The sequence below is a fragment of the Streptomyces murinus genome, from assembly GCF_002154555.1.
In the GTDB taxonomy this organism is placed as follows: Bacteria; Actinomycetota; Actinomycetes; order Streptomycetales; family Streptomycetaceae; genus Streptomyces; species Streptomyces murinus.
Genome location: NZ_MUNF01000121.1, coordinates 1 through 17,993, shown reverse-complemented (window position 1 = coordinate 17,993; position 17,993 = coordinate 1). Strand labels below are relative to the sequence as shown.

At 67.0% G+C, this 17,993-nt stretch carries 8 protein-coding genes and 2 pseudogenes; 3 read left to right on the top strand and 7 right to left on the bottom strand.

Annotated elements, in window-relative coordinates; translation table 11 throughout:
* Positions 1 to 1,550 (top strand): CHAT domain-containing protein (locus CCN72_RS09795; RefSeq protein WP_143664066.1); only part of this gene is annotated, 1,550 nt, incomplete at its 5' end.
* Between the two features lie 136 nt (positions 1,551 to 1,686).
* On the opposite strand, the gene CCN72_RS40390 is transcribed toward CCN72_RS09795, so the two are convergent.
* The 4 genes and pseudogenes from CCN72_RS40390 to CCN72_RS09780 form a co-directional block, all read right to left on the bottom strand.
* Positions 1,687 to 1,953, bottom strand: coding sequence for a transposase (locus CCN72_RS40390; protein ID WP_086807170.1), 267 nt, complete (start codon positions 1,951 to 1,953; stop codon positions 1,687 to 1,689).
* Between the two features lie 14 nt (positions 1,954 to 1,967).
* Positions 1,968 to 2,250 (bottom strand): annotated as a pseudogene (locus tag CCN72_RS40385) (IS5/IS1182 family transposase); the annotation flags it as partial.
* Between the two features lie 108 nt (positions 2,251 to 2,358).
* A complete protein-coding gene (locus CCN72_RS09785; RefSeq protein WP_086807169.1) occupies positions 2,359 to 3,243 on the bottom strand; it encodes a phosphotransferase family protein in 885 nt (294 codons plus the stop codon).
* The gene (locus CCN72_RS09780; protein WP_244174167.1) at positions 3,240 to 4,553 is read right to left on the bottom strand and encodes an NsdA family TPR-like regulatory protein; all 1,314 of its coding nucleotides are present in this window, start codon (positions 4,551 to 4,553) and stop codon (positions 3,240 to 3,242) included. Before CCN72_RS09780 ends, CCN72_RS09785 begins: the two co-directional genes overlap by 4 nt.
* Before the next feature lie 252 nt (positions 4,554 to 4,805).
* Here CCN72_RS09780 and CCN72_RS09775 point away from each other — a divergent pair, with 252 nt between their 5' ends.
* Positions 4,806 to 5,264: an ATP-binding protein gene (locus tag CCN72_RS09775; RefSeq protein WP_086807167.1), complete on the top strand. Its 459-nt coding sequence runs from the start codon at positions 4,806 to 4,808 to the stop codon at positions 5,262 to 5,264.
* A 258-nt stretch (positions 5,265 to 5,522) separates the two neighbouring features.
* A pseudogene (locus CCN72_RS09770) lies at positions 5,523 to 6,242 on the top strand (site-specific integrase); the annotation flags it as partial.
* A gap of 79 nt (positions 6,243 to 6,321) precedes the next feature.
* Here the strand turns inward: CCN72_RS09770 and CCN72_RS09765 are convergent.
* From CCN72_RS09765 to CCN72_RS09755, 3 genes are all read right to left on the bottom strand, one after another.
* Positions 6,322 to 6,573, bottom strand: a complete 252-nt coding sequence (locus tag CCN72_RS09765) for a hypothetical protein (RefSeq protein ID WP_086807165.1) — start codon at positions 6,571 to 6,573, stop codon at positions 6,322 to 6,324.
* Between the two features lie 15 nt (positions 6,574 to 6,588).
* A complete protein-coding gene (locus tag CCN72_RS09760; RefSeq protein ID WP_086807164.1) occupies positions 6,589 to 13,350 on the bottom strand; it encodes an RHS repeat-associated core domain-containing protein in 6,762 nt (2,253 codons plus the stop codon).
* 252 nt (positions 13,351 to 13,602) lie between these two features.
* On the bottom strand, positions 13,603 to 17,928 hold the full coding sequence (locus CCN72_RS09755; RefSeq protein ID WP_244174166.1) for a LamG-like jellyroll fold domain-containing protein: 4,326 nt from the start codon (positions 17,926 to 17,928) through the stop codon (positions 13,603 to 13,605).
* Positions 17,929 to 17,993: the final 65 nt, after the last annotated feature.

Below are 17,993 nucleotides of genomic sequence, written 5' to 3'. Positions count from 1 at the left end.
CCGCGGCGCCCGAGGCGTCGCTGCTCGCGGGCCGTATCGCGCTGGCGCTGGGCTGGACGGCGGACGCGGAACGGCATCTGGCGGTCGCCGCGCGCAGCCGTCGGGGCGGATCGCCGACGGCCCGGATGACCGGCTGGGCGGCGCAGGCGCTGCGGGCGCGCGCGGCCGGGTCCCGGCGGGGTGTCCTGGAGGCGTGCCGGCACGGTCTGGACGTCCTGGACGACCACCGGATGACGCTGGGCGCCTCGGAGCTGCGCGCGCATGTGACCGCGCAGGGCGCCGAACTGGCCGCGCTGGCCCAGGAGGTGAGCCTGACCGACGACAGGCCCCGGCGCCTCCTTGAGTGGAGCGAGCGGTGGCGGGCGACCGTGCTGTCCACCCCGCCGACCCGGCCGCCCGCCGACGCGGCACTGCTCAGCGGTCTCACCGCGTACCGGGAGATAGCGGCCCGCGCGGAGGAGTCCCGCATGGAGGGCCGTCCGGTGCCGGCTCTGGAGCGGGAACAGCGGCGCCTGGAACGGGAGATCCGCTCCCGCACCCGCCATATCCGCGGCTCCGCCCCGCACGAGGGGGCCCGCTTCGAGGTGCCCCGGCTGCTGGACCGGCTCGGCGAGGACCGGCTGGTCGAACTCGCCGTCGTACAAGGGCGGGTGCATGTGCTGCTGTGCGGCCGGGGCAGGGTACGGCGGTTCATCGGCGGTCCGCTCGCGGACGCGGTGGCGGAGGCGGAGTACGTCCAGGCCGGGCTGCGACGGCTCGCGCACCCGGGTGCGGAGGCGCGGCTGCCGCTGGTGGAGGCGGCGGGCGCCCGGCTCCAGGAACTGCTGCTCGCCGGGGCGGTGCCGCATCTGGGCGCGGGTCCGGTGGTGATCGTGCCGCCGGGCGCGCTGCACCGGGTGCCGTGGGCGCTGCTGCCCGCGCTGCGCGACCGGGTGCTCAGCGTGTCGCCGTCGGCGGGCAGTTGGCTGCGGGCCCGGGAGACGGAGCCGCCGCGGGACGGCCGTACCGTCCTGGTGCGCGGCCCCGGGCTCGCCACCGGCGGCGCGGAGGTGCCCGAACTCGCCGACCGCTACGGCACGGCGACGGTCCTGGAGGGCGACGACGCCCAAGTCCCGCGGGTGCTGTCCGAGTTGGATGGCGCCGGGCTCGCCCATCTCGCCGCGCACGGCACCTTCCGCGCCGACAGCCCGCTGTTCTCCGCGCTGCGGATGTCGGACGGCCCTTTGATCGTGCACGACTTCGAGCGTCTGGCCCGCAGCCCCTACCGGATCATCCTCTCCAGCTGCGACACCGCCCGGCTCGCCTCGGTCGGCGCCGATGAACTCCTCGGCCTGGTCACGGCGTTGCTCCCGCTGGGCACGGCCGGGGTGGTCGCGAGCAGCGCCCCGGTCAACGACGCCGCGGTGATCCCCCTGATGCTCGCCCTGCACAAGGGCCTCACCGCGGGCCTCTCACTGGCCGAGTCCCTGCGGGACGCCCGGACCACCCTGCCCCCCGACACGGTGCACCAGGCGACGGGGTGGGCGTTCGCGGCGTTCGGAGCGGCCTGAATCAGCTCGGCGGTAAAGGAGTTTCGGCCAGGTCCTGTCTCTTTGGTCAGTGGTGGGTCCGGATGGGGATGGCGGCGAGGTGGAGTGGGGCCTGGTAGGTGATGGCGGGTTTGTCGGTTCGTGTGGCTGGGCCGCGTCACTGCTTGGGGTGGTTGGTGCGGCGTTCGACGCTGTTGCGTTGTTTGTGGGCCTCGCGCTCGAAGCCGGGCGGGCGGCCGCCGTGCCGGCTTCGTCGTCGGCGGTGGCCGGTCCGGCCGGACGGCTGCGGGATGACGGTACGGATTCCCCGGCGCCGCAGATGGGCCCGGACGGCGCGCGAGGAGCCGGCGCGATCGGCGAGGACGGCCGCGGGTCTGGTTCGGGGTCTGCCCGGACCGGTGCGGGGCACGCTGATCCGGTTCATCACCTCTCGAAGGCCGGCGCGTCACCGGCCTGGCCTGTGGTGACGGTGAAGGGCAGAAGCCGGGCCCGGCCGTCGGACGCCAGGTGGGCCTTGGTGCTCAGGCCTCTGCGGGAGCGTCCGAGTGCGTGGTCGGCCGGTTCCCGACGTCCCGTCGCCCCTTTTTTGAGTGCTCCAGCGGCGTGCTGGTGGGCCCGGACGACGGTGGAGTCGACCGACACGGTTCGATACTTCCAAGGATGGCTCGAGGGTGCGACGGTGGTCCGCCCACCGTCGTCCCCAGACCGGATCGGCTGGCATCAGCGGCTCAATCCGGTCCCACACCGCATCAGTGATCACTCATCGGACAGACGCATCCGATCAACTGACCAACCCATCAAAGAGACACACGCCAGATCCGGCAGGTGGCTACATGATCCCTTTCCACCGCCATGGCGGGTGACCGGCGCGGCCGCGAAGGCAGTCCACGCGGTACTGGGCTTCTGCCCGCCACTCCTTGTAGGTGGCGGCATGCTGGGCGGCATACGTCGTCATGCGCAGCTGCCGAGCAACGGACAGGAGCTCATACCCGTCCCACTTTGTGACGTCCGTACCGTACGCGGCGCAGAACTCGGCGTACTCCGGGCGGCTCACGCTGCCTGTTGTGGTCAGCTTTACCGCGGTTGAGACGAGGTCCCACTCCGGCGGCCCGAGAGACACCCGCTCGAAATCGAGCAGCAACGGCCCGTCGGATGTCACCACGACGTTCCCCACCCAGGCGTCCCCGTGCACCACGCATTCCGGCAGCCCCACAGGCCGATCGGCCCATCTGCCTTCCAGGTCGTGCAGCAGGTCCCGCAGCCACTGGCGATCGTCGTCGAACAGGGTCGTGGCAGCGTCGATGCGCTCAGCAACGCGGACAAAAGGGTCCAGGGCACCGAGGTTGAGATGATCGGGTTTCGGCAGCGCATGAAGTCGTTTCAGGAGACCGACGACGTCGGTGATGCTGCCATTCTCGTGCGGCGGGAGCTCCTGCCAGAAGGTGACGGGGTGGCCGGCAGCCATGACCGGTTGCACTACGTCGAGCGCTCGCACCGCGGGAACGTCGTTCCTCTCAAGCCAACGTGCCACCCGGACCTCACGGCCGGCTGCGGCCCCCTGGTCTGACCGTGCAATCCGAGCGACCGCCCCGCCGGGCAGTCGCCATATCGCGTTTTCCGCCAGACGGATGGGTTCCGCCCCTACAGGATCGAAGCCGGCCGCCTCGCAGGCCTTTTCGAGCACGGCGCGATCGGAGCGCGTGGCCCTGGTCACGTGGCCACCGTGACGGCGATGCGCTCGCGCAGGTGAACGGCCTCGCTCATCGTGCGGTGCCTGCCTGCGAAGCGTGCGAGCTCGCGGAGGTCATCGGCAGCTCGGCACGAGGTCAGCTTCCCCACGTCGTCCAGGGCCATGTGCCCCAGTACGACGGCCTCGTGCGGGTCTCCTTTAGCCATGCTGAGCGATGCCCACTTTGTACGGGAGATTGCCCGCGAACGGGCAAAAGCCTGCCCATGTCCCTCAACCGCGATTTTGAAGCGTTCGGCTGCTCGACCGGGGTCTTGTCCGGCCCGGACGGCCAGGTCGTACAGCGCGTGGGCTGTGTCGCCGTGATGCTGTGCATGGTCGTAGTACGCCATCCATGGCGGGTCCTGTGAGGGGTCGGACTGCTCGAACGCAGCGTCGGCATCGCCTACGGCCATGAGCGTGTTGCTGACATCGCCCATCTTCCCGAAAGCCCTGGCGCGGGCCGTGTGCAGCATCGCGCGCTCGGTTGCGGTGATCCGGTCTGCGCGCACCAGCCCCTTCTCCGCGTCGGTGAGACCTGTATCCGGGTCGCCTACCCAGATCGCTTGGCGGGCCATGAAACTGTAGGTCTTCGCGCGCAGGTGCCAGTTCTTACCCTCTTCGGCGCATTCCGCTGCGAGGCGGAAGGAGACGCGCGCGTCGTCATGGGCGTAGGCATCGAACTGGCTGGCTCCCACGACGAGCCCCAACCGGGCTACAGCGGAGAGGAGTTGAGGGCGGAGCGGCTCCGGGCACTTGACGGACAGCAAGGTGGCCGCCCAGGCGAGAGACCGGTTGGCGATTTCCGCAACGAGCCCCCCACCACCGTGGGCGTTGTCCAAGGCATGGATATGGTCGGCCGCACGTTCAAGCAGCGCGATCTCGCGTGGGCGGATCACCGTTGGTGTCTCCGGCTCGGTGGTCGGGGTGACGAGGCTGACGAGGTCTACAGGGGCGAGGGCGGCGAGGCCGCCGAGAAGCAGGGCGCGACGGTCCACGGGGCTCAGGCTTTCACTTGAAGGTGTCGAACTACTTCTGCCCAGGATGCGGCCCTCATGGACTTGGACAGGCGCCTCCGCCCCTGCCGGAGTCCTTTTCTCGGAAATCGGGCCCTTCTTATCGGATTCGTCGGGCCGGAAGGCCATCGGCCACGCACGTTCGAACAGACCTCCGCTGTCGAAGACCTCATCCAGGGCTCTGGAGAGGTCGAGCCGACAACTAGGGTACTTTGCCGTCTCGACGGCGTAGATGACATCGTCACTGACCTGCACCAACTTGCCCAGGGCCTTGGCAGACATCCCGCTGTTCCTGCGAAGCCGTCGTAGTTCTTCACCGAACCACCTCTGCGGTGAAACGCCGGTGGCGGGTTGCTTCTGCGGACGAGGCATAAAAGGCCTCTCTGTCTTCGGAATCCGATAACTGCAGCTCTCGGAACCAGCATCTCCACATTGGCCTTCACACCTGTCTCAATGGTTGCCGGCTGGTTCAACACCAGTACACACCGCAACACGAACCCGTTGGTGAGTTTTCGTAGGACGAGGTGGACTCCCGTGAACGCAGACCTACTGGATGCTTCGCAGACCGTGGCTGATGGGACGCAAGCGCTGACCCGTAGCCGCCCAGGAGTCCTTGAGATAGACCTTCAGCTCACGGCTGCGGCCGTGAAGCCCACCCGCGAAATCGTGATGAGGCACCTCGCCCTCTGGGGCCTGGCCGGATACGAGTGGCAGGTCAGCCTCGCCACGTCCGAGCTCCTCACCAACGCATTCAAGTACGCCCGCCAGCCCGACCAGCCCACCGTGCTCGTGCGGCTCATGCTCTCCCGCACTCCCGGTGGCCTCTTCCTTTGCGTCAGCGACCCTGAGCCAAGGCGCCCCAACCTTCTCCTGGCTGACGACGACCAGGAAGGAGGGCGTGGCATTCCTCTCCTTCGCGCGATCTGTGGCGAGTTCGGGTGCTCCAGCACCGACCGCGGCAAGGACGTGTGGGTGACCTTCGAAACGCCTTAGCTCGCGGTAGAGCCCTGTGACTCCCCTCCCTACGACCGAAGGACTTTCCGAGATGGAACCCGCCGTGGTGACCGCCCCGGTCCTGCGCGAGATCCCCATGGGTCTCCCTGCGGATTCGAGCGCTGCCGCATCAGCCCGCATCCAGGCGCAGACTCTGCTCACCGTTCTGGGCCGGTCCGGCGACCAGAACCTCGCGGTCGACGTGTTGCACACCCTCGTCGACAACGCCGTGCAGCACGCACTCATCCGCGCTGCGGCCGAGCAGCGCTTCGGCACCTGTCTCAGCATCACCGAGACCCGCGAACTGCTGATCGACGTGACAGACCCGAACCCCACATTCCCCCAGTTCGACAAAGCGATCACCGGCGAGGTCGGGAGCGGGCTTTGGGGCTCCGCAAGGGCGAACTCCTCGGCCTGCGCTGGGAAGACCTCGACCTCGACGCCAGCACCGCCGCCATCCGCCGCACACTCCAGCGCACCAGCGCAGGCGGGCTTACCACGCTGCCCACCAAGACCCGGGCCTCCGAGCGCCGCATCGCCATCCCCACCCGCTGCGTCCACTCGTTGAAGCACCACCACGAGCAGCAGCAGCGCGAGCGCGAGGCCGCAGGCCCGGCGTGGCAGCACAGCGGGCACGTGTTCACCACTGCGCAGGGCACACTGATCGACTCGACCAACCTCACCCGCGCCTTCACCACGCTCCTTCGCAAGGCCGGCCTCCGTCGCATCCGCTTCCACGACCTCCGCCCCTCGACCGCCACCTTGCTCCTGGAACAGGGCGTCGAACTCGTCGTGATCAAGGAACTCCTCGGCCACGCCCACGTCGGCGTCACCGCCACCGTCTACGCCCACGTCCGACTCCGCCTCCAGCGCCAGGCCATCGATACTCTCGGCACCGCCCTTGACGGCCTGACGGGCCTCGGCGCTGTACGCAACAACGACGACGAACCACCGCCCTGCGCCCCGCTCGTCCGCTGACGTTGCCGTCAACTACTGCCGTCACCCCACGCAAGAGCCCCGCCAGGACACACCTGACGGGGCTTCAAATTTGCGGAAGTTACCTCGCTTCGATCAGGCTGCGAGCAACTTCCATGAGGTCCGCCATCAGCGGAGCCGAGACATCGCCCGCCTGCGGATCAATGCTCAGTAGAGCTGACAACCAGCTCCCACCGTCCGGAACGACGATCGCGGCGAAGGAAGCCTCCGTCGGGTCGCCGCGATAGCGGAACTCGATCACCCGCTCCCCAGCAGTGGCATCTTCGAAGTCGATCACTTCGATCTCCGACTCACCGAACTTCACTGTGCGCATCTTCTTCTCCTCCCCTCAGTCCAAGAATCCGGAGAAGCTGCCGCCTGGGGTGAAGCGTGCCCCAAGACCGTTCGGCAGGCGAATATCGACGACGTCTTGCCACTGTCCTCCAATTCGCCCTCGCCCGCGCGTCTCCACCGCGCCCGGATGAGTGAGGATCTCGTCCAGCATGTCCTGGCCAGTTGCGTTCCATGCGCCGGGGTTCTGCCTCCCGGACGGCGTTGGCCATCCATTCGGGTTCCCGTTGCGCCCTGCATGCTTCTGGAGCGCCCGCCCGGCCATGCTGTACTCGCCGCGCTTGTCCGAAGGGTCGATCTTGGCCCCCGACTGCGATGCGAAATCAACATCGATCGAGCAGTTGCTGTTGTGAACGAGGACCGGCGTCTCCCCCGCCAGCACATAGTACGTGTGAACGCCATCAATGGTGAGGTCGTATGTCTGCTGGCGCTTGGTGTAGTGGGCGACCGCCACGATCTGGACGTGGGTGCCAGTGCTGGTGCGCAAGTACTGGCCGGGTCTGAGGATGCCGGCGTCCACCCACTTCTTGAGTTCAGGGACCCAGAAGGGATGGGTATCCGTGGCCGTGATTGTAGATTTGCCGCCGCTCTTGGTAGCGGTAGTGAGGGTAGTGAAGTCCTTGTCGTCCGCCGTAGTGATGGTGGCGACAACCTTCTTCTTAACCGTCTTTCCGGTATCAGGATCGGTAGCCTGGACGAAATCGCCTGTCCTTACATCCTCGATTGCTTTGGTGGTTCCATCAGCGAGGAGGACTTGAGTACCGGGTAGGAAGCTGTGCTTAGCGCACGATGCAGCAGCTTCCAACACTTCACCGACTTCAGCCCCTTTGCCCAATTTACCCAGCTTTGCAAGCTTGGCGATCTTGGCAAATGGAAGATCCGCAGCCAGCCAGGCGCAATTCCACGTCAGATTGTGCGCGCATTGACCAGCCAGCTTGTAGTCGAAGACGAATGTCTGGAAGAGATCTTTCGCCTCCGTTATTCTTCGATTCTCACCTTCAGGAAGTACGCCTAGATATTCCTTGTCGCCCACAATAGTTGTTTTAAACTGGACCTTTGCGTTGCCATCGACGTAGGTGTGCGTGACTACATTCGATCCGTCATCGCGGGCTGCGCCGACCTTGTCCTGTCCAGAGTGATACGTCCACCCTCCGTCATTGTTCTGGGTGAAGGTCTCGTGAGTTCCGTCGTCGCATCTGCCCTCTCGGCCGCAGAGACTGGCAGGCTTCAACCCCGAGGGATCACTCAGAGTGACAGGATTGCCGTTGGCGTAGCTGTAGCCGTTGAGACTCTGCGGATCAGTGGGGTCGAGGATGGGATCGACGCTGAGGAACCGGCCAGTAGTGGGGTCGTATTCGCGGGCACCGAGGTGGGTCAGTCCGGTGCTCGCGTCGTTGGTTCCGCCGACGAAGCCCTTGTCGCCGGGCCAGCTTGTCGGCTGCGTGCCGCGTAGTTCACCGAACGGGGTCGTCCGGCGCTGCTGCATGTTCAGGTTGCTGCTGTCGATGGCGAGCTGGCTGGTGCCGTGAGTGTCTCCGATGAGGAAGGACAGCTGGTTGTCGTCGGTGCGTACGGCCTGGTTGCCGTTGCCGAGGTCGTAGTAACGGGTGGCCTTCGGGGTGGTCGATCCCTTGGCTAGGGTGATCTCGGTGGCGCCGAGGAACAGAGTGGTGGAGCTGTCGGTGCGGGTGATCAGGCGGTTGCCGTCGGCATCGTAGACGTAGGAAGTGCTCTCTGTTCCGCCGTGACCGTCGTCCGCAGTCACCTTGGCCAGGTGGCCCTCGCTGTCCCAGGTGAAGGACTGGTTGTCGCCGCCGACGGACCGCGTCTTGGTGTTGCCGTCCTCGTCGTACGTGTAGGAGGCGAGCGCGGTGCCGGCGGCGCTGGTGGTGTGCACCTGGGTGACGGCGTGTGGCTGCCGGCTTTTGGGATCCGGATAGTCGTAGGTGTGAACGGTGTCCTTGCTGGTGTCTCCGGTCGTCGAGTGGTCGGTCTCGGAGGTGCGGTCGCCGTCGGTGTCGTAGCCGAAGGACTGCCAGTACGGTGCCGGGCCGCCGAGCACGGACGCCGTCGGGGTGGTGGCACAGTCGGTGGCGCCTTGGGCCCATGCGTCGGCGAGTCGGCCGAGGGCGTCGTAGTTGAAACACTGCGCGTCGGTGCCGTCGCGGGTGACGTCCGTGATGGAGGTGACGTCGCCTGCCTGGTCGTAGCCGTAGGTCGCGGACTTGTCGGTGCCGGGGACGTCCTGGCGGTCGACCCGCGAGTTGGACAGGCGCTGAGTGCCCCACTCGTAGGTGTTGGTGACCTGGGTCATCTTCTGCCCGGCCGCCTGATAGGTGTACTGCAGTACCTGCCCGGCGTAGCCGTAGGTGGTGTCCGTGGTGTAGGTGGCGCCTCCCGAGCCGGACAGCTTGGTCTGCCTCAGAAGCTCGTCGTAGGTCGGAGTTACGGCCTCTGCCGTCAGGGATCCTGCCGCGGGGTAGCCGATGGACTGGACGGTGCCGTCGGCGTTGTACTGCACGTTGCTCTGGTACGAGCCGGCCAGCGCCCCCTCAGCCGAGGGGATCGTGGTGGTGGTTCGGTGCGGCCGGTACAGGTTGTCGTACAGCTGGTAGGCCGCGGTGTAGGCGGAGCCGGACGCGCCGCCGACATAGCGGGTGGCGGAGGCGAGCTGGCCCTTGAATCCGGTGGGGTCCCACACGTGCTTGGTCAGCAGCGGGCCGGAGGCGTCGCCGTCGTGGGTCTCGGTCTCGCGGCCGAGCCCGTCGTACAGGTGGGTGATCGTTTTGCCGCGCTGGTCGGTGGTGCTGACCAACTGGTTGCGGTCGTCGTAGTGGGACGTGGTGGTGCCGGCATCGGGGTCGACCGCCGCGGTCTGGTTGCCGCGCTGGTCGTAGGTATAGGACCAGACGTTGGTCGCGGGGCTGGTCAGCTTCTCCAGGTTGCCGGCCGGGGTGTAGTCGTACAGCGTTTTGTCGTACGCCCCGGTCGCGGTGGGGCCGTGGTACTGGTCCAGTTCCCGCGTGTTGCCACGGGCGTCGACAATGGTAGTGGTCGGCGTGGCGCCGTGCGGCGGGGTCACCGTGGTGCGGTCGCCGCCGTAGACCGTGGTCGTGGTCGAAAGGACCTGGCCGCCGTCGCTGTTGCCGGCCACCTCCTGGCTCTGGGTGATCCGGCCCAGCCCGTCGTACGTGTTCCAGGTCTGCGTCTCCACCTTCGAGGCGTCGTCCGGCGCGGACAGAACGGTCGAGGGCGCCTGCTTCTGGTAATAGGGGGCATAGGACTTCGCGACGAGACCGCGGGCGTCGTAGAAGGTGTCGGCCACCAGCATGCCGCCCTGCGGGCCCGGGGATTGGGCCTGTCGTGCGCGCAGGAAGCCGTCGTAAATGGTGTAGGCGGTCTGCGTGCCCGTGCCCGCCAGCGTGGTGGTGCCCACCGTCACCGGCTTGTCGTCGGTGACGGTGTACGAGTAGGAGTAGTTGGGGGTCTGGCCGTTGGCCTTGGAACGATCGGCGAGCCAGACCTTCAGACTGCGGCCCAGCGCGTCGTAGGTGGTATCAGTCCGCTTGTTGTTCGCGTCCACCACTGTCACCGGAAGGCCACGCACCGGGTCGAGGGTCGTGGTGGCCGTCTGCGCGGTGGCGGAGTTTCCGGTGGTGGCCGGCGGCGAGGTCACGGCCACCGTGGTGGGAAAGCCCGTGGCCGGTGCGAAGACCGTGGTGGAGGTCTCACCGTCGGAGCGGTCGGTGCGCTGCGGGGTGCCGGTCTGGGTGGCCGTCACGTTGCCGGTCAGATCCGTGGAGGAGGTGACGCGGCCGTAGGCGTCGTAGGCCTTGCCGGATTCCAGGAAGGTGCCGGTGGTGCCATCGTTGGACTTCAGCGTGGCGGTGCGGGTGGCATCACCGGTCGTCGGCGCGGCCCCGTATGCCTGTCCGTCGTAGGCCGCCAGGACGTCGGAAACGATGTCTTTGGAGTAGTCCGGAGTGGTGACCGAGCACGCCACCGACAGCGTCTGTACCCGGGAGGGTGTGTCCAGGATGCCGGCGGTGGTGTTGTCGGCGTACGTGGTCCGAGTGCATTTGTTGTCGTCGGCTTTGGACACATCGCCTTCGTCGTCGGTCTGGACGATGCGTCCGGTGGCGTCCTCGAACGTGTTCTTCACGTCCGTGATACGCCACGAGGATCCGTCGCCGCCGTCCAGCGAGGTCCATGTGCGCGTCTCGGCGGTGCCGGAAAGATTCGCGGCTATGGTGCCCCAGCTGCGGGTCACCGAGGCGGTCTGGTGATGCCAGGGTGTGTTGACGGTCTTGTCGAGCACCTTGCCGTCGGGCCCGGAGTAGTGCTCTGTTTTGTATTCACCCCCGGCCAGCGAGTCATGGTCGGTGATGGTGCCGCCGTTGTCGTCGGAGACGCTGACGCTCCGGGTGCCGTCGGAGGTCTTGTCGGCGTCCATGCCGCGAAGGAAGTAGTGGTCGGTCTGCGAGAGCATGCCCACCGGGTCCTGGCCGCCGGTCTCGACGCGTACGTGCGCGTATCCGCGGTAGGTCGACCAGGTCTTGTACTTCTCCTTGGTGATGCCGTCATCGTCGTCGTAGTGCCATGCCGCCCCGCCCAGGTAGTCGTACTGGGTCACCATGTCGGGCGACTTGGTGGTCCGGTCGGTTTGCACGACCTGGCTCACCACGTACTTGTTGAACCACTGCAGGGACGGGTTCTCGTCGCCCTGCTTGGTGTAGTACTGCGGGAAGCACCGCGTCGTGTTGGAGTCCGGGGTCGGAAGGCTGGAGGCGTCGCAGGCGGCCTTGGAGTAGGTGACGTCGATCTGACCGCCGCTCTCGTCGTCGACCGTCGCGACGCGCTCCTTGATGAACGGTGAAGTGTTGTCGCCTGTGATGTCCAGCCGGTTGGCCCGCTGGTCGTAGCCGAACGTGACCTTCGGCAACGTGAGATCCGGAGCTCCCTCAGGCGTATCGGCCTTACCTGTGTGCTGGATGGAGGCCAGTTCCAGCTGGTAGTCGATGTCTGCCATGCCCCACTGGTCGGTCAGGTCCCAGGTGTCCACCGGCGTGTACGTGCTGCCGGACTTGAGTACCTGTGTCGTGACCGAGGTCAGTCGCTTACGCGACCAGAACGAAGGGCCAAAGTTGTCGCAGTCGCCGCTCGACTTGCAGTTCAGGTCCCACGGCGTGTCGTACCAGTAGAAGGAGTTGGCGTCGATCTTCGACTCGTCGCAGGTGCCGGTGGTCGTCTCCAAGCACCGCTCCGCCGTGGTGAAGTCCACTCGGCCCAGCGCCTTGGTCGAGTACATGGCGGCGGACTTCAGGCCGTACTCGATGTGGTCCAGGTAGCCCCCGCGGTCATACAAGGTGGGGTTGGACGCGGTGTTGTCTCGGGCGTAGTAGTTGGATTCCTTGTCGTAGTAGTAGGCGATGGCATTGCCGTGCGGGTCGACGGCGTAGTCGAGGTTCCACCGCCAGCCCTGTTGGCACCACGAGGTGGCGAAGGTGGAACCGTTGCAGGGCTCATTGGCGTTGTTTCCGTAGACCGGCATATTCCAAGTGGAGTTGGTGGCCGTGTTGCCGCTGGCCCAGCCGGGCAGTCGGTTGTAGCCGAAGTAGTAGCGGGTGCCGTCGGTGGTGGTCATCCGCCAGTACTCGTCGTTGTGGGCACCGTTGGACCGCACGTCGCTCGTGCTGCCGTAGATCCGGTCGATCTTTGTACCGTCGTCGCCCTTGATCCGGAACGAGTTGGTGCCGGCGGCCACCAGCTGGCCGGAGTGCCCGTTGAAGGAGACAGTCGCGTTGTCGTACGCCCAGCACATGTCCCCGACCTTGTTGCCCGAGGAGTCCTTCACGCCTTCGTCGGCGCAAGGCTTGTAGCTGCGCTCGATGTATCCCGGCCACAGGTCAAAGCCGTCACCCGCCCAGGAGGACTGGTTGTTGCTGTTGCTGGTATGCCCGTCGACCCCACTCGAGTCGTACGACAGGCCCACACTCGGGGTGAAGCTGCCTGGCACACCCGGCACGGGCATGTCGTACGACCACGAGAAGTCGCCGGTGTTGAGGCCCACGTTGAACGTGGATGACGCGGAGAGCGAGGTGGCCGAGTAGTCGCCGTGGTCGCTGGATGTACCGGAAGTAGCCGCCAGTACGACCGCGTCGCTGCTTGCAGAACCTGCCGACAAGGAGACCGCACCGGCGGTCAGGGTGTGTGCGACCGGGTCGTTCACGGTGCGCACGGGGGTCTGCCTGGTGCACGACGACTTCCGGGGGGTGGTCAGCGCGCAGGCGGGCAGTCGGACCAGGTGCATCCGCGCCGTGTACGCGCCTCCATAGGCCCGGGCGTACTGGGTGTCATCGACCCGTACCCCGATCGAGTTGCCGTGGGCGCCCTGCTGTCGTGCCACGGTGAAGAGCAGGCCGTCCACTCCGGCGGCTCGGGTGGCCTTCTGGTCGAGCACCCGTACCGCCGCTTTCCCGCTGAGTGCGGACGCGCTCGCCGCCTTGGTGCCGTGGGCGGACTTCGACGCCGGGGTGGTCAGGGCTACGGGCAGGCTTCCGGCCCGCACCGTGGCGGACTTGGCCGTGGCCGACGGGATGGTGACGCTGGCCGTTCCCGGCTTTGCCCACGCGTGCGCGGGGGCGTGTGCGGGGTGGTGGGGCAGGCCGTCGCTCTTGCGCGGCACCTTCGTGGTCACCGGGTGGCCGGCCACCGGTTTGCCCGGGGACGGCTTGCCTGGCATGTCGTCCGCATGGGCCACCTGTACGGCAGCCCCTTGCAGCACTCCGGCGACCAGGAGCCAGCAGACCAGCAAGGAAAGCTGCCGCGTCGTCCGGACCCAAGATGTCCGTCCGCGTATCACGTTCGTCCGTCCCCATCCCTCGATGTCCGCCGCGTCACCGTCACGGTGATGCGGCGGCTCACGGTTCGTCTGGTGGTCACCACCGAGCGTTGATTGCGCGCTTCGGGGTGGCGTGTGGTGACCTGTGCGCCGCCCCGGTCGTTCCCTCGGTCAGGGCCCGGCGGTGGTATCCAGATCCGTCCCACTGGCAAGGGAGGCGATCTGGGTGTCGGAGGCCACCCCGGCGAAGACCCATACGTCGTCGATCACGCCCGGCCAGTACTCGCCCCAGGTGGCCGCACCGGTCTTGGTACGGCCCAGCTGAAGGCCCTTGGCCGCGTCGAACGGCAGCACGGAGGAGTTCCACGACACTGACTCCGTGCAGGTCGGATCGTCCGGGGTGCCGTCGCCATCGCTGTCCGCGCACACGTTCTGCTGGAGTTCACCGTTGACGTACAGGCGCATCTGCCCGGCCATCTGGTCGTAGACAATCGCGATGTGATCCCAGGCGCCGTTGTTCTGGAAGCTGGTGTCCGGGGCGATCGAGGTGTCCGCGGTTGCGCTGTCGGCGTTCGCCATCTGCAACTGCCATCTGCCCGCATTGGCCGGGTCGGTGGCGTCGGGCACGTACCGCACGGAGAAGCCGCTGGCGTTCGCCCCGGCCATGCTCATCACCGTCACCGGCTTGGTCGGCCGGGCGGGCGTGGATACCCATGCGCTGGCGGTGAAGCTGGTGTTGGTGTGGATCGGCGAGACGGTGGTGGACGCGTAGCTGTTCGATGTGCCGTCCAGTACCAGAGCGCCCATACCGACCATGCTGTCGGCTCCGGTGGAATCGACCTGTGCGCCGCTGCCCAGGGTCAGCGCGTGCCGGTCGGCCGCTGTCGGCAGTGCGTCGGGGGAGACCTGCGGAGTGCCCGAAGCGGACTCCATCTGCCAACGTCCTTCGACCTGCAGCTGGTTGTGGTACATCGCTGCAGCTTCCGGCCCTGACAGTGCCCGGTCGTAGAACTGCACGTCATCGATCTGGCCGGGGAAGAAGTTCCCCGGGGCGCCGTCGAAGGAACTGGCGCCGATCTGCGTCGGGCCACCGCCGTAGAAAGGTGCGGTGAACGTCGTCGTGGCCACCCAGGTGCCATTGACGTACAGCCGCATGTCATCGGTGTTCGCATCGTACGAACCCATCAGCTGCGTCCACACGCCGGCCGGTGAGTGGGTGGTGTCGCCTTGGGCGGCACGCACGATCGACGCGCTGTCGGAGTCCTCGGTGTAGGCGTCGAACGACCAGCCGTAGGTGGCCGAGTAGTACAGCTCGAAACCCGGTCGATGGGTGCCGGTCTGGGTGGCGATGGTGGCGGCGTGGTCAGGCTTGGACGACAGCTTCGCCCATCCCACGACCGAGAAGCTGTGCACATTGTTGATGTGCGAGGAGCGGGTGGCCGCGTAGCCGGTCGTGCCGTCCAGCGTCAGTGCCTTGTCCTGGGCGCCCGCGCTGCCCGCGGTGACGCCGCCGTGGAAAACGGCGGGCTCCACGTCCGCCCGTCCGTGCACCTCGGTGGTCGGCGTGCCGTCGGTCTGCGTGGCTTGCTCGTCCAGCGGGAAGACAGCCCGGGCCGGACGCCCTGTCCCGATCGGCTCGCCGTTGTACAGGTGCGTCACGTCTCCGGCGGCCAGGGCCTTGTCGTAGATGCGGACGTCGTCGATCGTGCCGGGGAAGAAGTTCACGGCCGAACCGGAGTAGTTACTGGCGCCGATCTGCAGACCGCGCCGCGCGTCCCACGGCGTGGTGTAACTCGTCGACCCGACCAGTTGTCCGTTGACGTACAACGCCAGCACGCCATTGACCGCGTCGTAGCTGCCGAGCAGGTGGTACCACTGTCCCGCTGAAACTCCGCCGGCGGTCGAGGACATCGCTCGCACCGGCGTGGCTGAAGCCGAGTCGGAGGTGTTCTGGTTGAACACCCACCGGTTGTAACCCTGGGAGTAGTACAGCTCGAATCCCGGCGCGTTGTTGCCCGGCTGGGCGGCGATGACCGCTGCGGTCGAGGGCATCTGATCGAGCTTCACCCACGCCGCCACCGAGAAACTGGTGTTGGTGTGCACGGTGGGTATGTCGGACGCCAGGTAGGAGTCCGTCCCGTTGAACTCGACTCCGGTGTTCACCTTGCCCGGCGCACCCAGTGTCGGGGAACCCACCAGGTCCAGGGTTCGGTTACCGGCCGTGCCGACGGCCTGTGTGGCACCGCCGGCATCGTCCAGTTGCCACTCGGCCGGGGCAGGCTGGCCTTGCTTGACCCGGAACTCGTACACCTCCGGCTCACTCGCATTGCCCGCGCCGTCGAATGCCTGCGCGTACACGAAGTTTGTGCCTGCACGGGTCGGCCGGAACGTCACCGCCTTCGCCGCCCCGCTCGTCGTCGTCACCGTGTGGTCGGTGTCGCACACCGGGTCGGCGTTGACGCCGTAGCAGTACTTGACCACGTCCGTGGACGACGAGTCGAAGGTGAAGCTGCCGTCCCGGCCGACCCCGTCGTACGTCGGGTCGTTCGGGTTGGAGTCGTCCACCGCCGGATAGTCACCCGAGGTGATCACCGGGCCTGCGGGCACGCTGGTGTCGTACACCCAGTAGCAGTCGGTCGCCGATCCGGTGTACGACCACGGTGAATAGCTGTAGTACGTGCCCTGGTCGTAGTCCACGGACCGCACGGCCCAGCCGATGGTCTTGTTCTTCGGGATCGCCTTGCCGTTGGGCAGGGTGGAGGTCAGCGTCGTGGAGAACGTCGACCCGGACTTCTTCGGCCCGATCTTGGACGAGGTCCACTGCGTCGCGAAGCCCTTGCCGTCCCCGGCGTCCCATGACAGCTCGAACTGGACAGCCACCTCGTCCTTGTCCGGGTCGGTGACGTTGCTCGCGCTGATCGACGGAATTCTTCCGATCCGCACCGGGCTCGAGGGACTGTGACACGTCCCGCCCGGGCTCATCGACAGCTGCGACATGCCGATCTGCTTCGGCGGCATGTTGTAGTGGACACGCAGATAAGCGTCGTCGGAGAACCGCTTCCAGCCGTACGCGTCCGACTCGTCCGAGGCCCGCAGCCCGAAGGTGGTGGTCGAGGAGTTGTGCGTCGCCGCGTACTTCACCCCCGACGTGGCATCGAACTCCACATCCGACGCCGCACAGCCGGAATAGCCGCGCGCCTCGTTCTTGGTGTCCAGGCGGTCGAGCCAGTTGTCCGACGAGGAGTTCCACGTCGTGCCCGACGAGAAGCCCTTCGTCCGCCACAGCTCGACCGACCGCGCGCTGCACGAGGCCGACCACGTCTCGTGCGCGACGAACGTCGCACTGAGAATCGACTTGCCCTCGAACTTCGACGTGGGAAAGGAGTAGAAGAGCCGCTTGGTGTCGTAGGGGGCGCAGTAGGACCAGCCGCAGTAGCCCAAGCCCTCGTCCGAGTCGCCGTTGAAGCGGTACTGCGGGCTGGAGGCCCAGTACTTCGAGACCATCGTCCAGTCCCCCGCTTTGGGGGTGTACGTCTGCGGGTCGATGAACAGCGGGAAGGACGTGTCCGATCCGGTCAGCAGGGAGTGATCCGGCGTCAGCGTCAGCTGGGAGGAGCCCGAGTCGACGGCGACCCCGATCGGCGCCACCTGCGACGAGTCGGTCGGCCCCTGAGACGGATCGTCGGCGGTGCCGCCCGAGGGCTCATCCGACGTCATCGTCGTGATGCGGGACTTGGCACTGGTCTTGGCCCCAGCACCGGCAGTGGTATCGGTACCGGAATCCCACATGATCGGCTGCGGTGCGGAGAACACCACTCCGCCGGCCGCACTGTCGGTGGCCTCCAGGCCCCCGGCCTTCGTCTCCGACAAGGCCAGACCATCGGCCTTCACCCCGAACGTCAACCGTTCCAGAGCCGGATTCTTCGCAGCATCCGCAGTGTTGACCACCAACAGCTCGTGGAATCCATCGGTGTCCGCACGCAACTGCAGATCCACGTCCGGCAGCACGCCCTTGTACGTCGCGGTGTCTCCACTGAGCGTCGGAGCCGGCAACGACGAAGCCCAGCTGTACGACAGCTTGCGCCCGGCCCGCTCCAAGGTCGCCAACGGCTTCGAGCCGCCCCCCGAGAACGACATCCCCACTGCCGCCACCGCAGGCGCGACACTGCCGTCCGGCTGCTTGACCAAGGTGTTGTCAATCGCCTTCCACGCCCCGCCCACCCGCGCACGCACCGGCCGCAGATGCTGGTCCGACTCCAAGCCGCCATCAGGCCTGGCGTACGTCTCGCTGGACTCGGTCCGCAGGGAGGTGATCTCCACCCGCTGGCCTGTGTCGGCGGCTTGCGTCACCGCCGCACTCTGTGTCAGCGCGGAGCGGTGCGCTCCAGAGGTTGCCGACTTCGCCGGCTTCGCTGTTTTGACCGGTGACACCGCAGTGGCTGGCCCGGCAGCCGTCAAACCGGCCGCAGGCACCACGCCGGCGACAATCGCGGACACCAGCAGTGCTCTCCATGCCCGGCGCGAGGGCGCCCGCCCAACCCCACCCAACACAAGCCCTCTTC

Excerpts from the sequence above, each read along its gene's own strand:
- CCN72_RS40390 (WP_086807170.1), bottom strand. The coding sequence starts at position 1,953 with ATGAACCGGATCAGCGTGCCCCGCACCGGTCCGGGCAGACCCCGAACC.
- CCN72_RS09765 (WP_086807165.1), bottom strand. The coding sequence starts at position 6,573 with ATGCGCACAGTGAAGTTCGGTGAGTCGGAGATCGAAGTGATCGACTTC.
- CCN72_RS09780 (WP_244174167.1), bottom strand. The coding sequence starts at position 4,553 with ATGTCTGCCAAGGCCCTGGGCAAGTTGGTGCAGGTCAGTGACGATGTC.